At 40.2% G+C, this 16,246-nt stretch carries 10 protein-coding genes; 4 read left to right on the top strand and 6 right to left on the bottom strand.

Annotation, left to right across the window (positions count from 1 at the left end; genetic code table 11):
* Nucleotides 1-3 precede the first annotated feature (3 nt).
* On the bottom strand, nucleotides 4-1,224 hold the full coding sequence (locus HWQ40_RS08795) for an AAA family ATPase (RefSeq protein ID WP_292776691.1): 1,221 nt from the start codon (nucleotides 1,222-1,224) through the stop codon (nucleotides 4-6).
* 258 nt (nucleotides 1,225-1,482) lie between these two features.
* On the opposite strand from HWQ40_RS08795, the gene HWQ40_RS08790 reads away from it, so the two are divergent.
* Complete coding sequence (locus tag HWQ40_RS08790) at nucleotides 1,483-1,854, top strand: zinc ribbon domain-containing protein (protein WP_292776690.1); 372 nt, start codon at nucleotides 1,483-1,485, stop codon at nucleotides 1,852-1,854.
* A 719-nt stretch (nucleotides 1,855-2,573) separates the two neighbouring features.
* Here the strand turns inward: HWQ40_RS08790 and nblS are convergent.
* Nucleotides 2,574-4,520 carry a two-component system sensor histidine kinase NblS gene (gene nblS, locus HWQ40_RS08785; protein WP_292776689.1) on the bottom strand — a complete coding sequence of 649 codons (1,947 nt, stop codon included), beginning with the start codon at nucleotides 4,518-4,520 and terminating at the stop codon, nucleotides 2,574-2,576.
* Between the two features lie 160 nt (nucleotides 4,521-4,680).
* A complete protein-coding gene (gene purD, locus HWQ40_RS08780; RefSeq protein ID WP_292776688.1) occupies nucleotides 4,681-5,958 on the bottom strand; it encodes a phosphoribosylamine--glycine ligase in 1,278 nt (425 codons plus the stop codon).
* 630 nt (nucleotides 5,959-6,588) lie between these two features.
* On the opposite strand from purD, the gene HWQ40_RS08775 reads away from it, so the two are divergent.
* From HWQ40_RS08775 to HWQ40_RS08765, 3 genes are all read left to right on the top strand, one after another.
* Nucleotides 6,589-7,548: an NAD-dependent epimerase/dehydratase family protein gene (locus HWQ40_RS08775; protein WP_292776687.1), complete on the top strand. Its 960-nt coding sequence runs from the start codon at nucleotides 6,589-6,591 to the stop codon at nucleotides 7,546-7,548.
* Between the two features lie 994 nt (nucleotides 7,549-8,542).
* Nucleotides 8,543-9,526 (top strand): hypothetical protein, encoded by a 984-nt coding sequence (locus tag HWQ40_RS08770; protein WP_292776685.1) that lies wholly within the window; start codon nucleotides 8,543-8,545, stop codon nucleotides 9,524-9,526.
* A 138-nt stretch (nucleotides 9,527-9,664) separates the two neighbouring features.
* The gene (locus HWQ40_RS08765) at nucleotides 9,665-10,057 is read left to right on the top strand and encodes a hypothetical protein (protein ID WP_292776683.1); all 393 of its coding nucleotides are present in this window, start codon (nucleotides 9,665-9,667) and stop codon (nucleotides 10,055-10,057) included.
* Nucleotides 10,058-10,067: 10 nt separating this feature from the next.
* Here HWQ40_RS08765 and HWQ40_RS08760 read toward each other — a convergent pair whose 3' ends face one another.
* The 3 genes from HWQ40_RS08760 to HWQ40_RS08750 all read right to left on the bottom strand — a co-directional run bounded on the left by HWQ40_RS08760 (nucleotide 10,068) and on the right by HWQ40_RS08750 (nucleotide 16,138).
* The gene (locus HWQ40_RS08760) at nucleotides 10,068-10,277 is read right to left on the bottom strand and encodes a hypothetical protein (protein ID WP_292776681.1); all 210 of its coding nucleotides are present in this window, start codon (nucleotides 10,275-10,277) and stop codon (nucleotides 10,068-10,070) included.
* A complete protein-coding gene (locus HWQ40_RS08755) occupies nucleotides 10,268-14,245 on the bottom strand; it encodes a DUF2157 domain-containing protein (RefSeq protein ID WP_292776680.1) in 3,978 nt (1,325 codons plus the stop codon). Before HWQ40_RS08755 ends, HWQ40_RS08760 begins: the two co-directional genes overlap by 10 nt.
* A gap of 300 nt (nucleotides 14,246-14,545) precedes the next feature.
* A complete protein-coding gene (locus HWQ40_RS08750; RefSeq protein ID WP_292776678.1) occupies nucleotides 14,546-16,138 on the bottom strand; it encodes a glycosyltransferase family 39 protein in 1,593 nt (530 codons plus the stop codon).
* Between the last annotated feature and the right edge of the window lie 108 nt (nucleotides 16,139-16,246).

Below are 16,246 nucleotides of genomic sequence, written 5' to 3'. Positions count from 1 at the left end.
GATTCACACGGCAAAATCCATCATCTTACCATAAAATAATTTTGCAAGAGGTCTAATAATTACACTTTTATGTTTTGCAAATGTGTATTTGAGATACTGAGCATTAGTAGAAATTTTGGATGGAAGAACACCCATAATATTAATAGGCGGCTTTCCTAAACCTTCTTTATTTTCATTAATTTCTTGTTGAATAAAATTTTTAACGCTAGGTAATCCTTGATTGGAAAATGGCTTTAAGTCTGAAGGAATTATTAGGTAATCAGCAGCAGTTAAGGCAGCTTGTGCATACACATCGAGTGATGGAGGTGTGTCAATAATTACAATATCATATTCATTTTTTACTTTTTCTAATTTTTTAGCTAGTCTAGATCGGCTTGGCGCAGATTGGACAAGATTTTGCTGCAATGCAATCAAGGTGATATGTGAAGGGATAACATCAATTTCTGGATTGTTAAAAAACTTAGATTTGCAAACAATATCTGGAATAAACTTAATGTCGTTTTTTTCTAATAAATGATAAACATTGCAGTCTTTTAAATCATCATCTTCCTCAAATTGGAATTTAATCAATCCTGTAGCAAAACTTGTATTTGCTTGAGCATCTATATCAATCAGAAGAACTTTTTTTCCTTTTTTACTCAACGCAGCCGCTAAATTGATAGCAACTGTAGTTTTCCCTACGCCACCCTTATGATGGTAAATTGCAATTGTGTTCATTGAATGTTGCCTCTTAGTTTCCAAAATTAAATTATTTTCAGTTATTTGAACTTTTGGTTTATTTATCAACTCTTCTTCTTTCAGACTATCTCTACCAATTAAACTTTGAATTTTCTCTAACTTTATCTCAACTTCCTTCCCAGAACATTGAAATATTAACTGAATATCATATTGCAATTTTTGATAAATTCTAATTTCTTTGCCATTAGTCAGCAATCCATACCTGACATTCAAGCTGGTTAAATAATGCCTAAGTCGTGGGACATGATGATTTAAGTTTTGTTTGGGATGCTTTGCCTCCATGACGACACTCAGCGGTGAGTTGGCATCTAAGACAAAAGGAATCACTTGTGCGGCAAATGCTAAGAAATCTAAGCGGATGCTACCAATGGCAACTTCTTGATGCCAGGTGTCAGGAGTATAACCTAGCTGTGGTAGCAAATATTGCACTATGAGTTTGCTTTCAACTTCGCTTTCGTTACGGCATAGCTCAGGATTAAAAGGCAATATTTTTCTACCTCTAAATAATTATTGGACTTGGGACAAAACCTCATATTTGCTAGATTATGGCATAGCCTTAATTATGTTGAGTGATATAAATCACTTATAAAATCTAAAAAATCATCATAAAATTAGTACTTATGCTGATAAAGTAACCAATTTTGAAAGCTAGCCATATTCAAAATTAACAGGCTACGTATCTATTTCCCCATTATCCCTGTAAATGGCTAGAATCAAAGTGTTTACCTATTTGCGCTAAAGGTTTTGGCTACTGTATCTTGTTCCCACTGCCATCAACTTGTTGATAGTCAAGCTATTAGTTGTCCCTATTGCCGGACGACACTTAAAGCTTACGGTCATCCCGGTATTCCATTGCACCGCGCCGCTGGGGATGGGTATCTGTGCGACACTTGCACCTATCACGCTGATGATACTTGCAATTTTCCTAAACGTCCCTATGCCAAAGACTGTACCCTCTACCAAAATATTGAAGAGACAAAATTAGAGTTGGAACAGCAGCGTTACACTAACAGTTTTGCTGTAGCTGTGAAAAGTTGGGTCAAACGCAATCAGGCTTTACTGTTGCTATTGGGTTTATTATTGGTCTGTTTGTTGTTCGTGATATTAAGGCCTTGATTTGGGTTTTTTGGGAGTGGCGAATATAACGCTTCTGTGTTGAGTCTAATACAGACCTAAATAGTTACGATTTTATATTTAAATTGTCTCCCCAGCTAAATTGGAATTGATGATGTATCAAAAAAATCCGGGTTTATGCATCGGAATTATCGACTATTTTAATTTCTTGCTCGTATTGTGCGTAGTTTACCGCCGTAGGCATCGCTTCTTCAATTGTTTCATTACTAACATCTGAAATATCGGATTTGGAATAAATTGTAGCGAATATAATTCCTCGATCAGTTTTCAGATAATAAATGACTCGATAGCCTCCACTTTTTCATTTTTGAGACGAACCTTGAAAACCTGATATTTAACTCCAGCAATTCTATCACCGAGGAATAATGATAGTGTTATTAAATATCGAGTCAATTCAACCTACTTATAGTTTAGTGCGGCAATCCCTTCAAACGCTTCATCCAAAATCGCCAGTATAGGGAATGTTCAAAAATAACAAACCATGCCCAATCCCTAATAGACTTCTTGCATGAATCAATGAGCTTTCACCCTAAATCCCTCTCCCAAGCTTGGGAGAGAGACTTTGAATTTGGCTCCCCTTCTTCCAATTTTGGGAGAAGGGGTTGGGGGATGTAGCAAGATCCCGCAGGGTGGGCAGATTTTGCATTTGTGCAAGAGGTCTAATCTTCAGGCTGTGATGATTTTGGATGCTTCCGGAATTTTCAAACTGTGGTGATTTTGGATGCTTCTGCAATAGGTTCAACTTGTATCAGTGGCGCTTTTTCTTCAAAGGTAGCTAAGTCGAACCAAAAAGTTGTGCCAATGCCGACTTCACTCACTAGATGGACTTTACTACGATGTCTGTCGATGATATTTCTAACAATCGATAAACCTAAACCCGTGCCTTCTAGGGTGTGAACTCGGTTTTCTACGCGGAAGAAGCGTTCAAAAATTGAGTGTTGATCTTCTGTGGCGATGCCAATTCCTGTATCGGAAATTTCAATCCGCACTGGTGCAGATTCGGTGTGACTGGGTTTGAAATCTAGTTGGTAGGCGCGGATTGCTACTTTACCACCGGCTTTGGTGAATTTAAGGGCATTACCAATCAGGTTGCCAAACACTTGTACTAACAGATCGTAATTACCTAATACTAGCGGCAAATTAGGGGCAACTTCCTGAACAAGTTCAACACCTTTATCTTTTGCGTTGAGTTGGTAAGTACGCAGGGTTTGCTCGATCGCTTGGGCTAAATCTACGCCATCGAAGCTATAGTTGCGACCAGATTCGAGTTTTGACAAATCCAAAACATCGTTAACTAGGCGAGTTAGGCGATCGGTTTCATGGTTGACTGTTTGCAGAAACTCTTGCCGTTCTTGTAAAGCTAAGTCTTCGCCGTAGTCGTGCAGGGTTTCAATATAAGTTTTAATGTTGAATAGAGGCGTTCGCAGTTCGTGAGAAACGTTGCTGATAAATTGACTTTTTGCATCGTTTAGTTCAACTTCACGGGTTATATCTTGAATAGTAATCGCAATACCTTTGATGCTTTCCCTTTGCAGGTTGAGTACTGTAGTCAAGAGAATGCGGATCGTCCGCGGGGTGGGTTGGTTAATAAAAATTCGGAATTCGGCGCTTTCGCATTCGCCTGCTGCCATTTCGTACAAAGGACGGGTGATTTCGATTTGTACTGATGCTGGCAAGTGATGTAAGACATTGCAACCTACTACATTAGCGGCTTCCCAGCCAAAAATTCGCTCTGCTGTGGGGTTGACTAAAATCACCTGCATGTTGTTATCAATCAACACGGCACCATCTGCGATCGTGGAAACTAGGGTTTCTAGTTTGGCTTTTTCTGCGGTCAGTTCTTCAATGTTCTGTTCTTCATAGCGCTCTAATCGCTCTGCCATCTCATTAAAGCTTAAAATTAATTCCCCTAGTTCGCCGCCTAAAGGTAAATTAATGCGCTGCTTAAAATTCCCGGTAGCAATTTGCTTCACCCCAACTAGTAGTTCTTTAATCGGCTTGGTGATGGTCAAGGCGTTAATCACTCCGGCCAAAATCACCATTACCCAAATTGTGATAAAAACGGCAATGGTGACATCGCGGGTAAAATTGGTGGAGATAACAGCGGTCTGATTGGGGTTGATCCCGATCGCTAATACACCTAAGTATTTTTTATTGACAATCAGGGGAATAAATACATCGGTAACTATCCCATCTGGGGTTGTGTGTTGCCGCACCATCGGCTTTTCCCCATCACCAGGGTAATCTTCTGGCAGTTGTATCCGCCGTTTAATGGTAAGGGAGTTTTCTACCTCAGCTTCCCAAAAAGGAATGCCAAAAAAGATTTCGCCGTTTTCATCGGCGTAGAGCATATAACGCACGCTAGAGGTACTGCTATAGAAGCGTTGGGAAAATTGGGCAACCTCTGTGAGATTATTGTCAGCGATCAAGGGGGCAACGTTGGCAGCAAGCAGCAGCCCTAAATCACGACCAAAGCGGGTGTCATTCATCCGGGCATCCTGCTGAATTGTATTTACAGCCCAGAAGGTCAAACCACTCATCACCAACGAAACTACCATTGTGGCTACAGCCAGCAGTTTAGTCTGGAGGGTGAATTCCGACCACCAACTAGCGATCGCATCTCGAATTGTTTTTAACAGACTTAGCATCTTAAATAAAGTTGTTAGTAGTCTTTGTTATAAAGCCCAACAACTTAAAAATTAACAGTTAATTTGACAAATATGTTAGGGAAAGGGGGAATGGGGCATTGGGAATGGGGCATTGGGCATTGGGCATTGGGAATGGGGCATTGGGCATAACTCCTAACTCCTAACTCCTAACTCTATAACCGATATCTCTCCGGTAATACATTCCCTGAAACTGAATATGTTTGATACTAGCGTAGGCTTGGGCGATCGCTTGCTCAAAATTTTCTCCGATTCCCGTCACATTTAATACTCGACCCCCATCTGTGACTATTTCTTGTTGCTGGTTCAACTTTGTACCTGCATGAAATACAGTTGCTCCTATTGCCTCTGCCTCTTCAATGCCAGTAATCACCTGCCCCTTCTCATATTCTCCCGGATAACCACCGGAAGCGGCAACGACAGTGGCAGATGCTCCCCCTTTCCAAGCAATGGGCGGCAATTCACTTAAGCGCTGCTGTACACAGGCTAGAATCAACTCTTCTAGGGGTGTTTCTAACAATGGCAAAATCACCTGGGTTTCGGGATCGCCAAAGCGACAGTTAAATTCCAAAACCTTCAAGTCGCCATCGGGTGCAATCATTAACCCAGCATACAGCACGCCTCGGTAATCAATGCCTTTAGCTCGTAAGGTGGCGATCGCTCTTTCTAATACTTCTGTTTGAATTCGTGCCATCAACTCTGGTGTAGCAATGGGTGCGGGGCTGTATGCTCCCATTCCGCCAGTATTTTCTCCTGTATCGCCGTCACCAATTCGCTTATGGTCTTGAGCTGGCAACAAGGGTCTAATTGTTAACCCATCAGTCAACGCTAAAACTGACACTTCTTGCCCAATCAAACATTCTTCAATGACGACAAATTCACCAGCACTGCCAAATTGTCCTTGAAAAATTGCATCAACGGCACTTTCTGCCTGTGCAACTGTTTCAGCTACCGTTACACCCTTACCAGCCGCCAAGCCATCAGCTTTAACAACAATTGGCGCTCCCTGAGATTTAACGTAAGATTTTGCTGCCGCAGCCTCCGTAAATACCGCAGCCCGTGCCGTCGGAATCCCTGCTTCTTGCATCAGGGCTTTTGCCCAAGCTTTACTCGCCTCAATTTGCGCTCCAGCTCTGACTGGGCCAAATACCATCAATCCTTTGTCTTGGAGGTAATTTGTGATTCCCTTAGATAGGGGAACTTCTGGCCCAACTATTACCAGAGTTATGCCATGTTCTAGAGCATATCGGCTCATTCCCTCAAAATCATCTACTGCTAACGGCAAGTTCTGGCAACCTTCCATACTTGCCGTGCCCCCATTTCCTGGTACACAGATAACTTGCTCAATTTGCTTAGATTGCAACAGTTTCCATGTCAGAGCGTGTTCGCGCCCTCCATTACCAACAACTAAAACTTTCACTGATTTCCTCGTGCGTCCCTTGCAAAATGAGAATACCTGATTCGACTCTTGTGGATCAATTTTTTCATCAATTCTCACACTTATGCAATGTAAAAGTCCCCTAACACCCCACCTGCGGGGCTACGGTGTATACACAAGTCAAATTACCCCCCTTAATCCCCCCGTTTATTGGGGGAAACAGGAATCTAGTTCCCTCCCTTTTCCAAGGGGAGGGTTAGGGTGGGGTAAAACTGAGGCGAAAAACAGGTGAGTAAACTATTTTAGACTTGTGTATATACCGTAGGCCTGCGGGGAGGGGAGACTTTGACGTAAGTCAAAGGCGGGGTGGGGTTCTTTTATTTATCCATCACTTTAATTATTCCATTTGCTGACCTATTTTAGCCATTAAATTCTAACTGCATTTATTCTAAAAATTAACTTTCACTAATTAGTAAAGTTTTAATTTTTATTGTTACCAATTGCTAAATAAAGTTAATAACATATTTTCAATATAAGTGTATTACTTTAATTATTTTTTCTGCTGATATAACTAAAATAATCTCTAAAAAAATCCTCAATTAATCACCAATTTTTGATTATAATTATTAACTTGTGAATATAGCGGTTAATCAGGATATAAAAATCGGCAACATGTCTAAAATTATCGTTACTGGAGTCGCAGGCTTTATTGGTTCTCATCTTGCAGAAACATTGCTAAAACAAGGAAAAGAAGTGATCGGGATTGATGAATTCAATGATTATTACGATCCGATGTTAAAGCGAAACAATGTTGCACACTTATATCGTTTACCTGGTTTTGCATTAATTGAAGGAGATATGCAGTTTTTAGATTGGCAGAAACTCCTAAAAGATGTTGATGTAGTTTACCATCAAGCGGCACAAGCAGGGGTCAGAGCAAGTTGGGGTAAAGCTTTTCGAGGCTATACAGAACGAAATGTTAACGCTACACAAGTTTTGCTGGAAGCAGCTAAAGATGCTAAACACCTGAAAAGATTAGTGTTTGCCTCTTCATCTAGTGTATATGGTGATGCAGAAACATTACCTACCCACGAGAGAATTTGTCCTCAACCGGTTTCTCCTTACGGTATTACCAAGCTAGCAGCAGAGTTGTTGTGTGACCTGTATTACAAAAACTTTGGTGTGCCCTGTGTGACATTGCGCTATTTCACAGTTTATGGCCCCAAACAGCGCCCAGATATGGCATTTCATAAGTTTTTTCAATCGATTTTGCACGATGAGGCGATTCCTATTTACGGCGATGGCCAGCAAACGCGGGAGTTTACGTTTGTTAGTGATATCGTCGCCGCTAATTTAGCCGCCGCCACCACACCCCAAGCAGTGGGAGAAATCTTTAATATCGGTGGTGGTAGCAGGGTGGTTTTAGCAGAAGTCTTAGATACGATTGAAGAAATTGTTGGGAAGCGAATCAAAAGAAACCATATAGAAAAAGCGATGGGAGACGCGCGCCACACAGCTGCTGATGTATCTAAAGCGCAGAAAATTCTCGGATATCAGCCGCAAGTCTCCCTAAAAGAGGGTTTGATGCAGGAATGGGAGTGGGTAAAATCTTTATATTCCTTATCTTCCTAATTTTCCTCATTCTCTTTATCTGTTTAACCGTCTTGCCTTAGCTGGTAGTCAAAACAACACCTTGGCATACAGCACGCTTGCGATTGCTTTTACGAGTACCTCCAGCCATCTGATATTGATGGCTATTTTACCAAACTTATGAGCATTTTTTAAGACTAAAATTTGAGTAATTTTACTAATTTTTATTGAGGAAGGCAGAAGGCAGTGTTTCGACTACGCTTAACAACCTCCCTCTCTCCCTTTCATAACCCAATACGCTTGGGTTAAAAAAAATTGTAGGTTGGGTGAAGCAAAGCGCAACCCAACAAAGATAAACGAAGTTAAAGCAGAAGTTGGTAGCGCAAAAGCGGAAGTTGCTACAGAGTGCGCAAAATACCGAAATGTCAAGGCAAAAGTTCTTACAGGCTGCGCGAAACACTGAAACGTCAAGACGGAAGTTCTTGCAGGGAAAGCGGAAGTTCTTACAGGCTGCGCGAAACACTGAAATGTCAAGGCGGAAGTTCTTACAGGGAAGGCAGAAGTTGCTACAGACTGCGCAAAACACCGAAACGTCAACCCTGGAGCAATATTTTTTGATGTATTAGGGATTTCCAATAAATAATACCAATTCAATTAATGATTGCAATACATCCTTGAGTAAAGACGTGATGAATCGCGTCTCTATAAATGGTCTATTTGTCGTATTGTTTTTTCAAATTGGTATTACGATAACAAAAATCATTTCAGGATAGGCAATAGCGATCGCTTTATGAGTCTATCCATTTCAGCAATTATGAAAATTTTTCTCAATAATTTTTAGAAAACCTAAATACTTTCCTTTTTAAGGGAGGTAAAAGAGGCTGTGAAAGAATTCTTGTATTTGAGATTGGTTTCACCGCAAGCATCGAGTTTAGAAAAAAACCTCTAATGCGATCGCAAAATTCCGAAATTGACTAATTGGGGAGTGGAGAAGGAAACAACAGCGATTTTCCCAATAGTGCGAGGGTAAGTAAAAATGTTCAAAAGAAAATCTTTAATCAGTGTCGTTATTCCGATTGCTGTTTTATTAGGAAGTTGCGGAGCTAATTTTAAGTCTGTAGAAGACTTTAGCAAGAGCAAAGAAATAGTTCAACAAGCTTCTAATGATTTTGCTGAAGATATTTATCAATCTTGTTTACGACGTACTAGATATATTAAATTAGTTCCCGATAATGGAATCCCTTATCGCAACGAGCGGCGAGAAAGTTGTGAGACAACTGAACGAGTTGATTCTGATAATTTTAAAATAGGAGTCAGTATTTTAATTGATTATATGGATGCTCTAGGTGCTATAGCAAGCGGAAAAAATTTATCTTTAGATAAATCAATAGATGACTTAGGTGAAAGTCTCAAAAATTTATCTATTAACAGCAACAAACTAGATTCGGATGCAGTGGATGGAGGCAGTCAAATTCTTAAATTTTTATCTGATTTAGCAACTAAAAAAAATCGAGAGGATGCTCTACAAAAAGCGATTGTTTGTACTAATGAACCTATTCATAAATATATTACTGGTAATTCGGTTCCAGCAACCGATGAGAATGAAGTTGATCTTTATAAACCTGCTAAAGGAGGCTTAATATTTCTTGTAAACAACAACTACCTTAGTAAGGAAGGAACTTTAGGCATAGAAGCAAACGCAATTGATACTTACTATAAATCCTACTTTCTTACTTTAAATGAGCTAGGCAAAGATAAAATCAATCCAAGTAATTATCAACAATTTGTCGAGCGAATTACAGTAGGTGAAAAATTAACAGAAGACTATAATCAAGCTATGAAAATAGTGTCTGAGAAAGAACAAGCAGGCAGGGCTTATAATCAAATTCTTGTTATTACAGTTAAAGCTCATAATCGACTAAGTAAAGAATTTGCAGAAGGGCTAAAACCCAAAGATATTAATCAACTATGTCAGTTTAATGCTAAAGTTTCATTCAAGAAAATTGATGAGAAAAAATGAAACGTATTCAAAGAATACTCAATGAATACGTCATCTCAGTAAAACCTCTAGTAGAAGAAGTCGATCGCGCTTTTTAACTAGATTTTATCTAATTTTTTCCTATTGCCAATTCATTAAAAAAAAGGAGAGTTATTATTTATGTCTTTGAGAGATAAGATTAATGAACTAAAGGAAACTCTTGAAAAGAGAGCAACAGAGCTTTTCAAGGCTAAAGAAATTAGTCCGAGTGAATTAGAATCAATTAGTAATGACTGCCAAAAAGTTTTGGACTTTGCCGCCAAGATTAATAGTATAGAATTAAATAAAGTTTTAACCGATATAGATGAACCAGCCCAAAAAATAATTGAGGCTACTAATTCTCTTGATAAAGCGGCTGCAAAAATTCAAGGTGTTCAGAATTTTTTTGATATTTTAAGTCCCCTAATCAGATTAGGGGAAGCTGTTTCAAATGCCATTGTAAGCGGCGGCGTAGCTGCAATTGGCAATATAGTTGGAGAACTTAGAGATATTGGCGATCGGCTTAATACCTAATATCATTTCTTTATGAAGCAGCGCCAAATTTTCTTTCTTTGTGTCCTACCCTGCGGGAAGCCACTTCTCTACGAGACGGTGCGCGTTCGCGTAGCGTTCCGAAGGAAAGGCAGTTCGTTTCTAATATGCTTTGGTGCATCTTCATAAAGAATTGATACAAGTAGTCAGATAGTGCGATCGCCTGTCTAATTAGTTTAATCCTTAGCTTACCTATTCCCATGATTGAAATTCATCAATGGCGCTACGAATTAAGGAAGTTATTTGAGCGCGACGGGTTTCAAAGTTGGCGGCGATATAAATCAGTAAAATGCCAACGAACAAGCCAACAACCCATTTTAAAAAGGAATACTGCAAGCTGAAAATTACTGATTGATAGATTGTAGTAATTAAAAAAGTGGCTGTACCAATGTAGAGAAAAGCCCGTACTCGTAAAGCTAATCCAGCAAAAATAGCGATGAGACTAAAAATTCCCGGAATCCAAGCTGTATTTTGATGAAATAAAATTGCCCACCCACAAATTAAACCACTCCCTAACACTCTCAGAAGATGACGAGATATTTTGTACTCTGGTAGCTTCAGTTGGATATCTACTTGAGCAATATAAAGCAGTGAGAATCCAATTGGTGTTACATACCACAAAGCATCAGTCAAACGTAAGGAATCAAACCAGCGATAAAGTGCCCAATCAATCAACGCCACACTAATATAGGTGAAACGGATGTTTTCACCCACCTTTGCTAAAAAGATGTAGAATCCAGCTGCGAGTACTAAGGTAATGGGGTAAGTTTGCAGTCTGGTTTCCCATAAAATTATCAGTGGTGTGATGTATGCAGCTTGTTGCCAAGGTCTTTTAGACCAACTCCAATTTTCCCAAGGTAGGATGTACAAAAAGTAGGCTACTACACAAGCGATCGCACCATTCCAAGGAACTAATGGCCCAGCCCAAAATCGCCCTACTGCTGTCTCCCGCCAATAAATCCTCATGCCAGCTACCTCTAATAAGCCAAGGTAAACCCAAATCTCGGCGATTGTAATTCCTCCGAAGAAACTGGGGGAAGTGCGTGAATTTCGTCCCTGAAAGATGGCATAGCGAATCAAAAATACCCCAGTTCCCAATCCCACCAAACGGTTAATTCCAATGGGTGTAGTAATAGCAGCCATTAATAAACAACTACTCCAAACCCAATGAATATGGGCAATTCTTTTCAATTCTTGGGGAGTTAGGCGGAAGTAACTGACTAGCCTTGGCGACAGAATGCGGTAAGCATACATGATACTCGCGCCAAGGGCAGACATGGCAATTAATCCATCACCTAATGCTCCTCCTGAAGCTTGTGACATTTGATAAAACAAAAGTTCATAAGCAGAAATTGATACGCCAATAATTCCTAAATACAGCAAGGGTTTGAAATTTTCGCGCCGTCGCCCCACGCCAATAACAATTAAAGCTGCACCCAAGGAATACAAACCTGTCCACTCAGTGAAGGTGTCCAAACGCAGCAATATACTAAATGCACCATAAATTAATGGCAAAATGTGCAGGCTGCTAGGAAACCTTTCTAATTGATGTTGTCGTCGCCACCACTCGCCGACAAGTTGAGCAATTAAACCCAAGGCGATGTTTGCGATTGCAATTCTAATAATTGAGCGTTCCCCCAACCCTAGCACCTGAGCAATCAACAATTCCAAACACCAACCAATCCCATAAAATGCCCAATTTGTTGGTTCTCGCCAACTGCGATAAACAATGGCTGCCAAGGCGATCGCAGTAGCAATTAAGAACAAAAATCCTGAAGTAGTAAACCCTTGGTAAATCAGCACTGAGTGCAGTGTCAAACTTAATAATTCCAAACCACATAAGGCGATCGCCCATTTATCGCTAGCGGCTGCATAGATAACTGCTAATTCGTTACCACGTCGGTTCAAAACAGTCCGCGCTAACCATAGACTTAGAGTTGCGATCGCTCCGGCGACAAACCAACCTGCTACCGCTAGGCGAGGTAAACCAGGTACACCCGTCCACAGCAACGCCCCAATGAAACTTAAAACAAATCCTTCTGTAATTACCGCAGATACTTGGTTCCGCAAATAGTGCGTATTTGCAAACATCAATCCAGCACCTACAGCCAAACCAATTAATCTGATTCCTGGTAGCTGTAAAGTTAGTAGCTGGGCAACTATCACAGCCAAAACACTCAAGTAACGGCTAGTAATCCGCCGCTCTATAATTGTGGCATTGGCAACACCCGTCAAAGCTAAAGGCGTAACTAGCCATAAAACTCCCCAATCAGATCGGCTATCAGCTATGCCATACCAAGATGATTCTGCATTCATCCACAAGAGGAAAAAACTCGCTGCGGCTAATCCTAAACCGATGTCCCATGCACTACGTTGCCATAGTCCTTCCTCCAAGCTAAATCGCCATTCTGCAACCATGAGAGCCAATAAAATACTTGCCCAGGCTTGTTGACTCAGGCTGGGGAATAACCAATTAATCGTAAAGCAAAACGTCAGCACCCCCATGATGTGAGTTAGGTATACCAGGGGAAGGGATGAGGGGGAGCGGCGTTGAGTAACGAATGCGAGAGTGGCGGTGGAAAATAGCAGATTTAGCGATCGCAATGCCGGATTTGCTATAGCGATCGTTGTTAAAAAAGCTCCAAATAACAGGGTGAGCAGTTCGCCAAATTTAGCTAATTCTCGCTTTTGACTGCGATACAAACTATCTGTAAGCGCCACCATCAAAATTACGTAGGGAAGTAAAGCTATACCCAGTAGCGCCCAAGGTTCATTTTGAGAATTGGTGAGTTGGGTGCTAGTTGCGATCGCTAATTTCTGTAAGTTATCAGGTACTAATCGCCAACCTAGCCAAATCGTCTCTAAGCCGATGACAAAAACCGCTGCAAAGTCTCGCTTTAAACTGTATCGCCGCAAGCGACTCCCCACAAACCACAAACCTAAAGCACTTACAGCTATTGCTTGCCAAGGATGATTTACTACCGATACCACCCAACCCAGAAAGAGTAAAACGTCCCCAAGTCTTTCCCAGAGTAAAAGAGATGAGGGAGATAAGGAAGATGAGGAGTATATTAATGTTACTTCCCCCGCTTCCCCTGCTCCCCTGCTCCCCTGCCCCCCTGCTCCCCTTCCCTGCTGTGCTAACCAAGTCATCAACCAGCCGCAAATGCCAATAGCTAACCCCAACAGTGTGACATCTACCTTGGTAACAAAAATTGCCCGCACCAACAATACTATTAAAGAATAAATAATTACAGCAGCAGGTAAACTAATACTTAACCTACGGCGTAGGCGTAGCCCGTCGTAGACATCGCCCCGATCTTCCTCGCTGCCAGTATGAGGCTCTTGGAAAAGATTGTGATAAACGGTAATGATAGTTGTGATGAGCGTTGCCAGATAAACAGCAATTAAGGGAAATCCTCTTAACTGCCAACCCCAATGCAGATAACTCAGCCCTAAAATATTTACCAGAGGTAATTTGCCAGTATGTAAATTGGTAAAAATAGTCCGATTTTTGGAGAGTAAAACAGTTATAGCAGTCAGGGTAGGACAGGCGATCGCAACTACAATCCAATCCACAGGATTTTGCCATAACCGAAAGCTATCAATTGCCCAAAAATTCACTGGCACTAACAAAAGAGTGGCAATCAGCAATGTCTGAGCCGTCAATCTGAGGTTATCTTGCCTAGTCGCCCAAAAGCTTAATCCCCAAAAACTCAAAGTATAAGCAAATAAAACCCCGTATTGCCCAGAAGCGGGGAACCTCGCCCATTGACTAGCAGCCAGCACCCCAGAGGATACCACTACCAGGAAAACCCCTAGAAAAAGTAGCCAACGGACACTCAGTTCTGCCCCCAAGGACTGCAACATTGTGCCGATAAAGTTGGGTTTTGCTGGTTTTTGTTGTGGTTGTTTACCGCTACTAGATTGTAAAGCTCCTATAGGCAACTGCTGCACGGGGTCGGAAGTTGCAAATACTACCTTTGTTTGAGCTTCAGCCTGGGGTTGCAACACCACCGCACACACCAGAAACTCTCGACATAACTGCCTGACTTGGGCATCAGATATTAGACCTAAACGCAGCCATATATCCAGTCCTTCTAATAATTGAGGATGTGAAGATGGCAGTCTGATTTCAATTTTTAGCGGGCGCTCCAGGGGCGATGACATAAGCGGCAGCAGTACAAGTATATACTTAAATTATTTGTTTAATTAAAGTATATTTTTGCTCTAACTGTGTCACTTATAAGGCTAATTGATATTAATTTTTAACCCAATACAGTTCAGATAAGTCCAAAACCCTAATGTAGAGACGCGATTTATCGCGTCTTTCAAGACCAATTATCTACACCAATAACCCTTAATCCAAGTATATTGATTTTTAACTTACAAGCAATATTCAAATGCCATGTCTGCTTTTATTTTCCACCTTGCAATCTCCCAACCCCTAGATATGCCCGTGTACTTGGTTTAATTAGGTTTTGTTATTTTCCAGAGATAGTGGTTTACCTGCTGTAACTTTGAGTTATAAACTTTTTCAATTCCAGCTTTTAAAAAGTCAGATGGCTCGAACAAGAACAAAAATATGTCAGTAAAGCCATTAGTAATCTCTGGTAACTGATTTTTTCCTACAATTTGAAATTGCACTTTTGGGTTGATTAATTCACTAAGTACTTGTAGCGGTGGAATAATGTTATCCTCATCACTAATTAAAAGTGGTTTCTTCCCTTGATTAATAATATTAGCAATTTTAGGATATTCTTGGTATTTTTCAGGGAATTGGTTCCACCAAATCTGCGTTTGAGAGTGAACCATACAAGATACAACTTCGCCCATAACTACCATAAACGCGACAAGTGACCAAAACTTTTTTTGCCAAGCTTTAGTAGAAATAGACGCAATCTTAGTGGTAAATAGGTAAGCAACAGCTAACTGTATACCTAAAATTGAAGGAAGTGTATATCGACTAGTAGCAAATCGTTTTTGAAATACGAAATCTGTTATCAGTAAAGGAAGCCCTACAGATCCAATTAAGGTTAAGACAAATAACCAAACTTTTTTAGAGGTTTTTCGACACACAAAATAAATTGAGTAGCTGATTAAAGCTAAAATCATTAAAATAAAAGGAATTAAGGCAAACTTAAGTTTTCCCGGTTCGTTAGGACTAATACCTAAATCAAGAAACGCACGGCTAAAGATACCAGCCCACCTTGTAGCTAACATCAATAATGTTTGTTTAGTATTCGCCCAAGTGACTGCTTCAGGCTGAGGATTGGTAATAATAATCCAAATCCAAGGTACAAAAGTTATAAACCCCGCAAGCAATGATAGTACGTAGGAAATCGATATTTTACTCAATCGGAAACCTTCGATTACAACTACATAAATTCCCTGTGCAAAAGCAACCAAGATAAAAAATAGATGAGTATAAAACCCTATTGATAATGTTGCTACATAAATGCACCAACTAACATTTGTTTGAAGGCGCATGGCTCGCAGCAGTGCTACGCTCGACATTAAGATGGCTACTATCCCTAAACTGTACGATCGCGCTTCTTGTGAATACACGATATGAATAGGTGAAATGGCTACTAACCCGATGGCTATCCACCCTACTAGTGAAGACTCAAATAATTCTTGACATAGCCAATAAAGACAAGGAAAGGTAAGCAGACTAATAAATGCCGAAAAACTTCTGATCGCTGCTATAGAATTGCCAAAGCACTCTACCCAAAATCGGGTAATCAAGATGTATAGTGGCAAAATCTGCGAATCTTCTAAAATAAGCCCTTTAATTGTATCAATTACATTTTTTTCAGAATTAGGATACTGGTATTTATGTAAATCTTCTATGCCAATCAAACGACCATTACCTAATTGCATTTTCATTTCTGACTGCCTATAGCCAGATATGCGTAATGATGACAGAACTTCATCACCCCAATAAATTTTTTTGTCAATATTGACGAAGCGAAAAAATACGCCTATTACTAATAGGATGATAATTAAAAAACGTAACCAATATTTAGAAATAGTCCATTTCTGTGATAGTTGCTTTTTCATGTAGTTTTTAATTTCCTCAAAGCCTTAATCAACGTTAGTAAAAAGGCAACTCATAATTTGTTATTAGCTTGGTGCTAATGAAAAAATAAAATTAGTATCTTGAAATAG

Source organism: Nostoc sp. NMS9, assembly GCF_017114995.1.
Classification (GTDB): Bacteria; Cyanobacteriota; Cyanobacteriia; order Cyanobacteriales; family Nostocaceae; genus Nostoc.
This window is presented reverse-complemented; position numbering and strand designations above follow the sequence as displayed.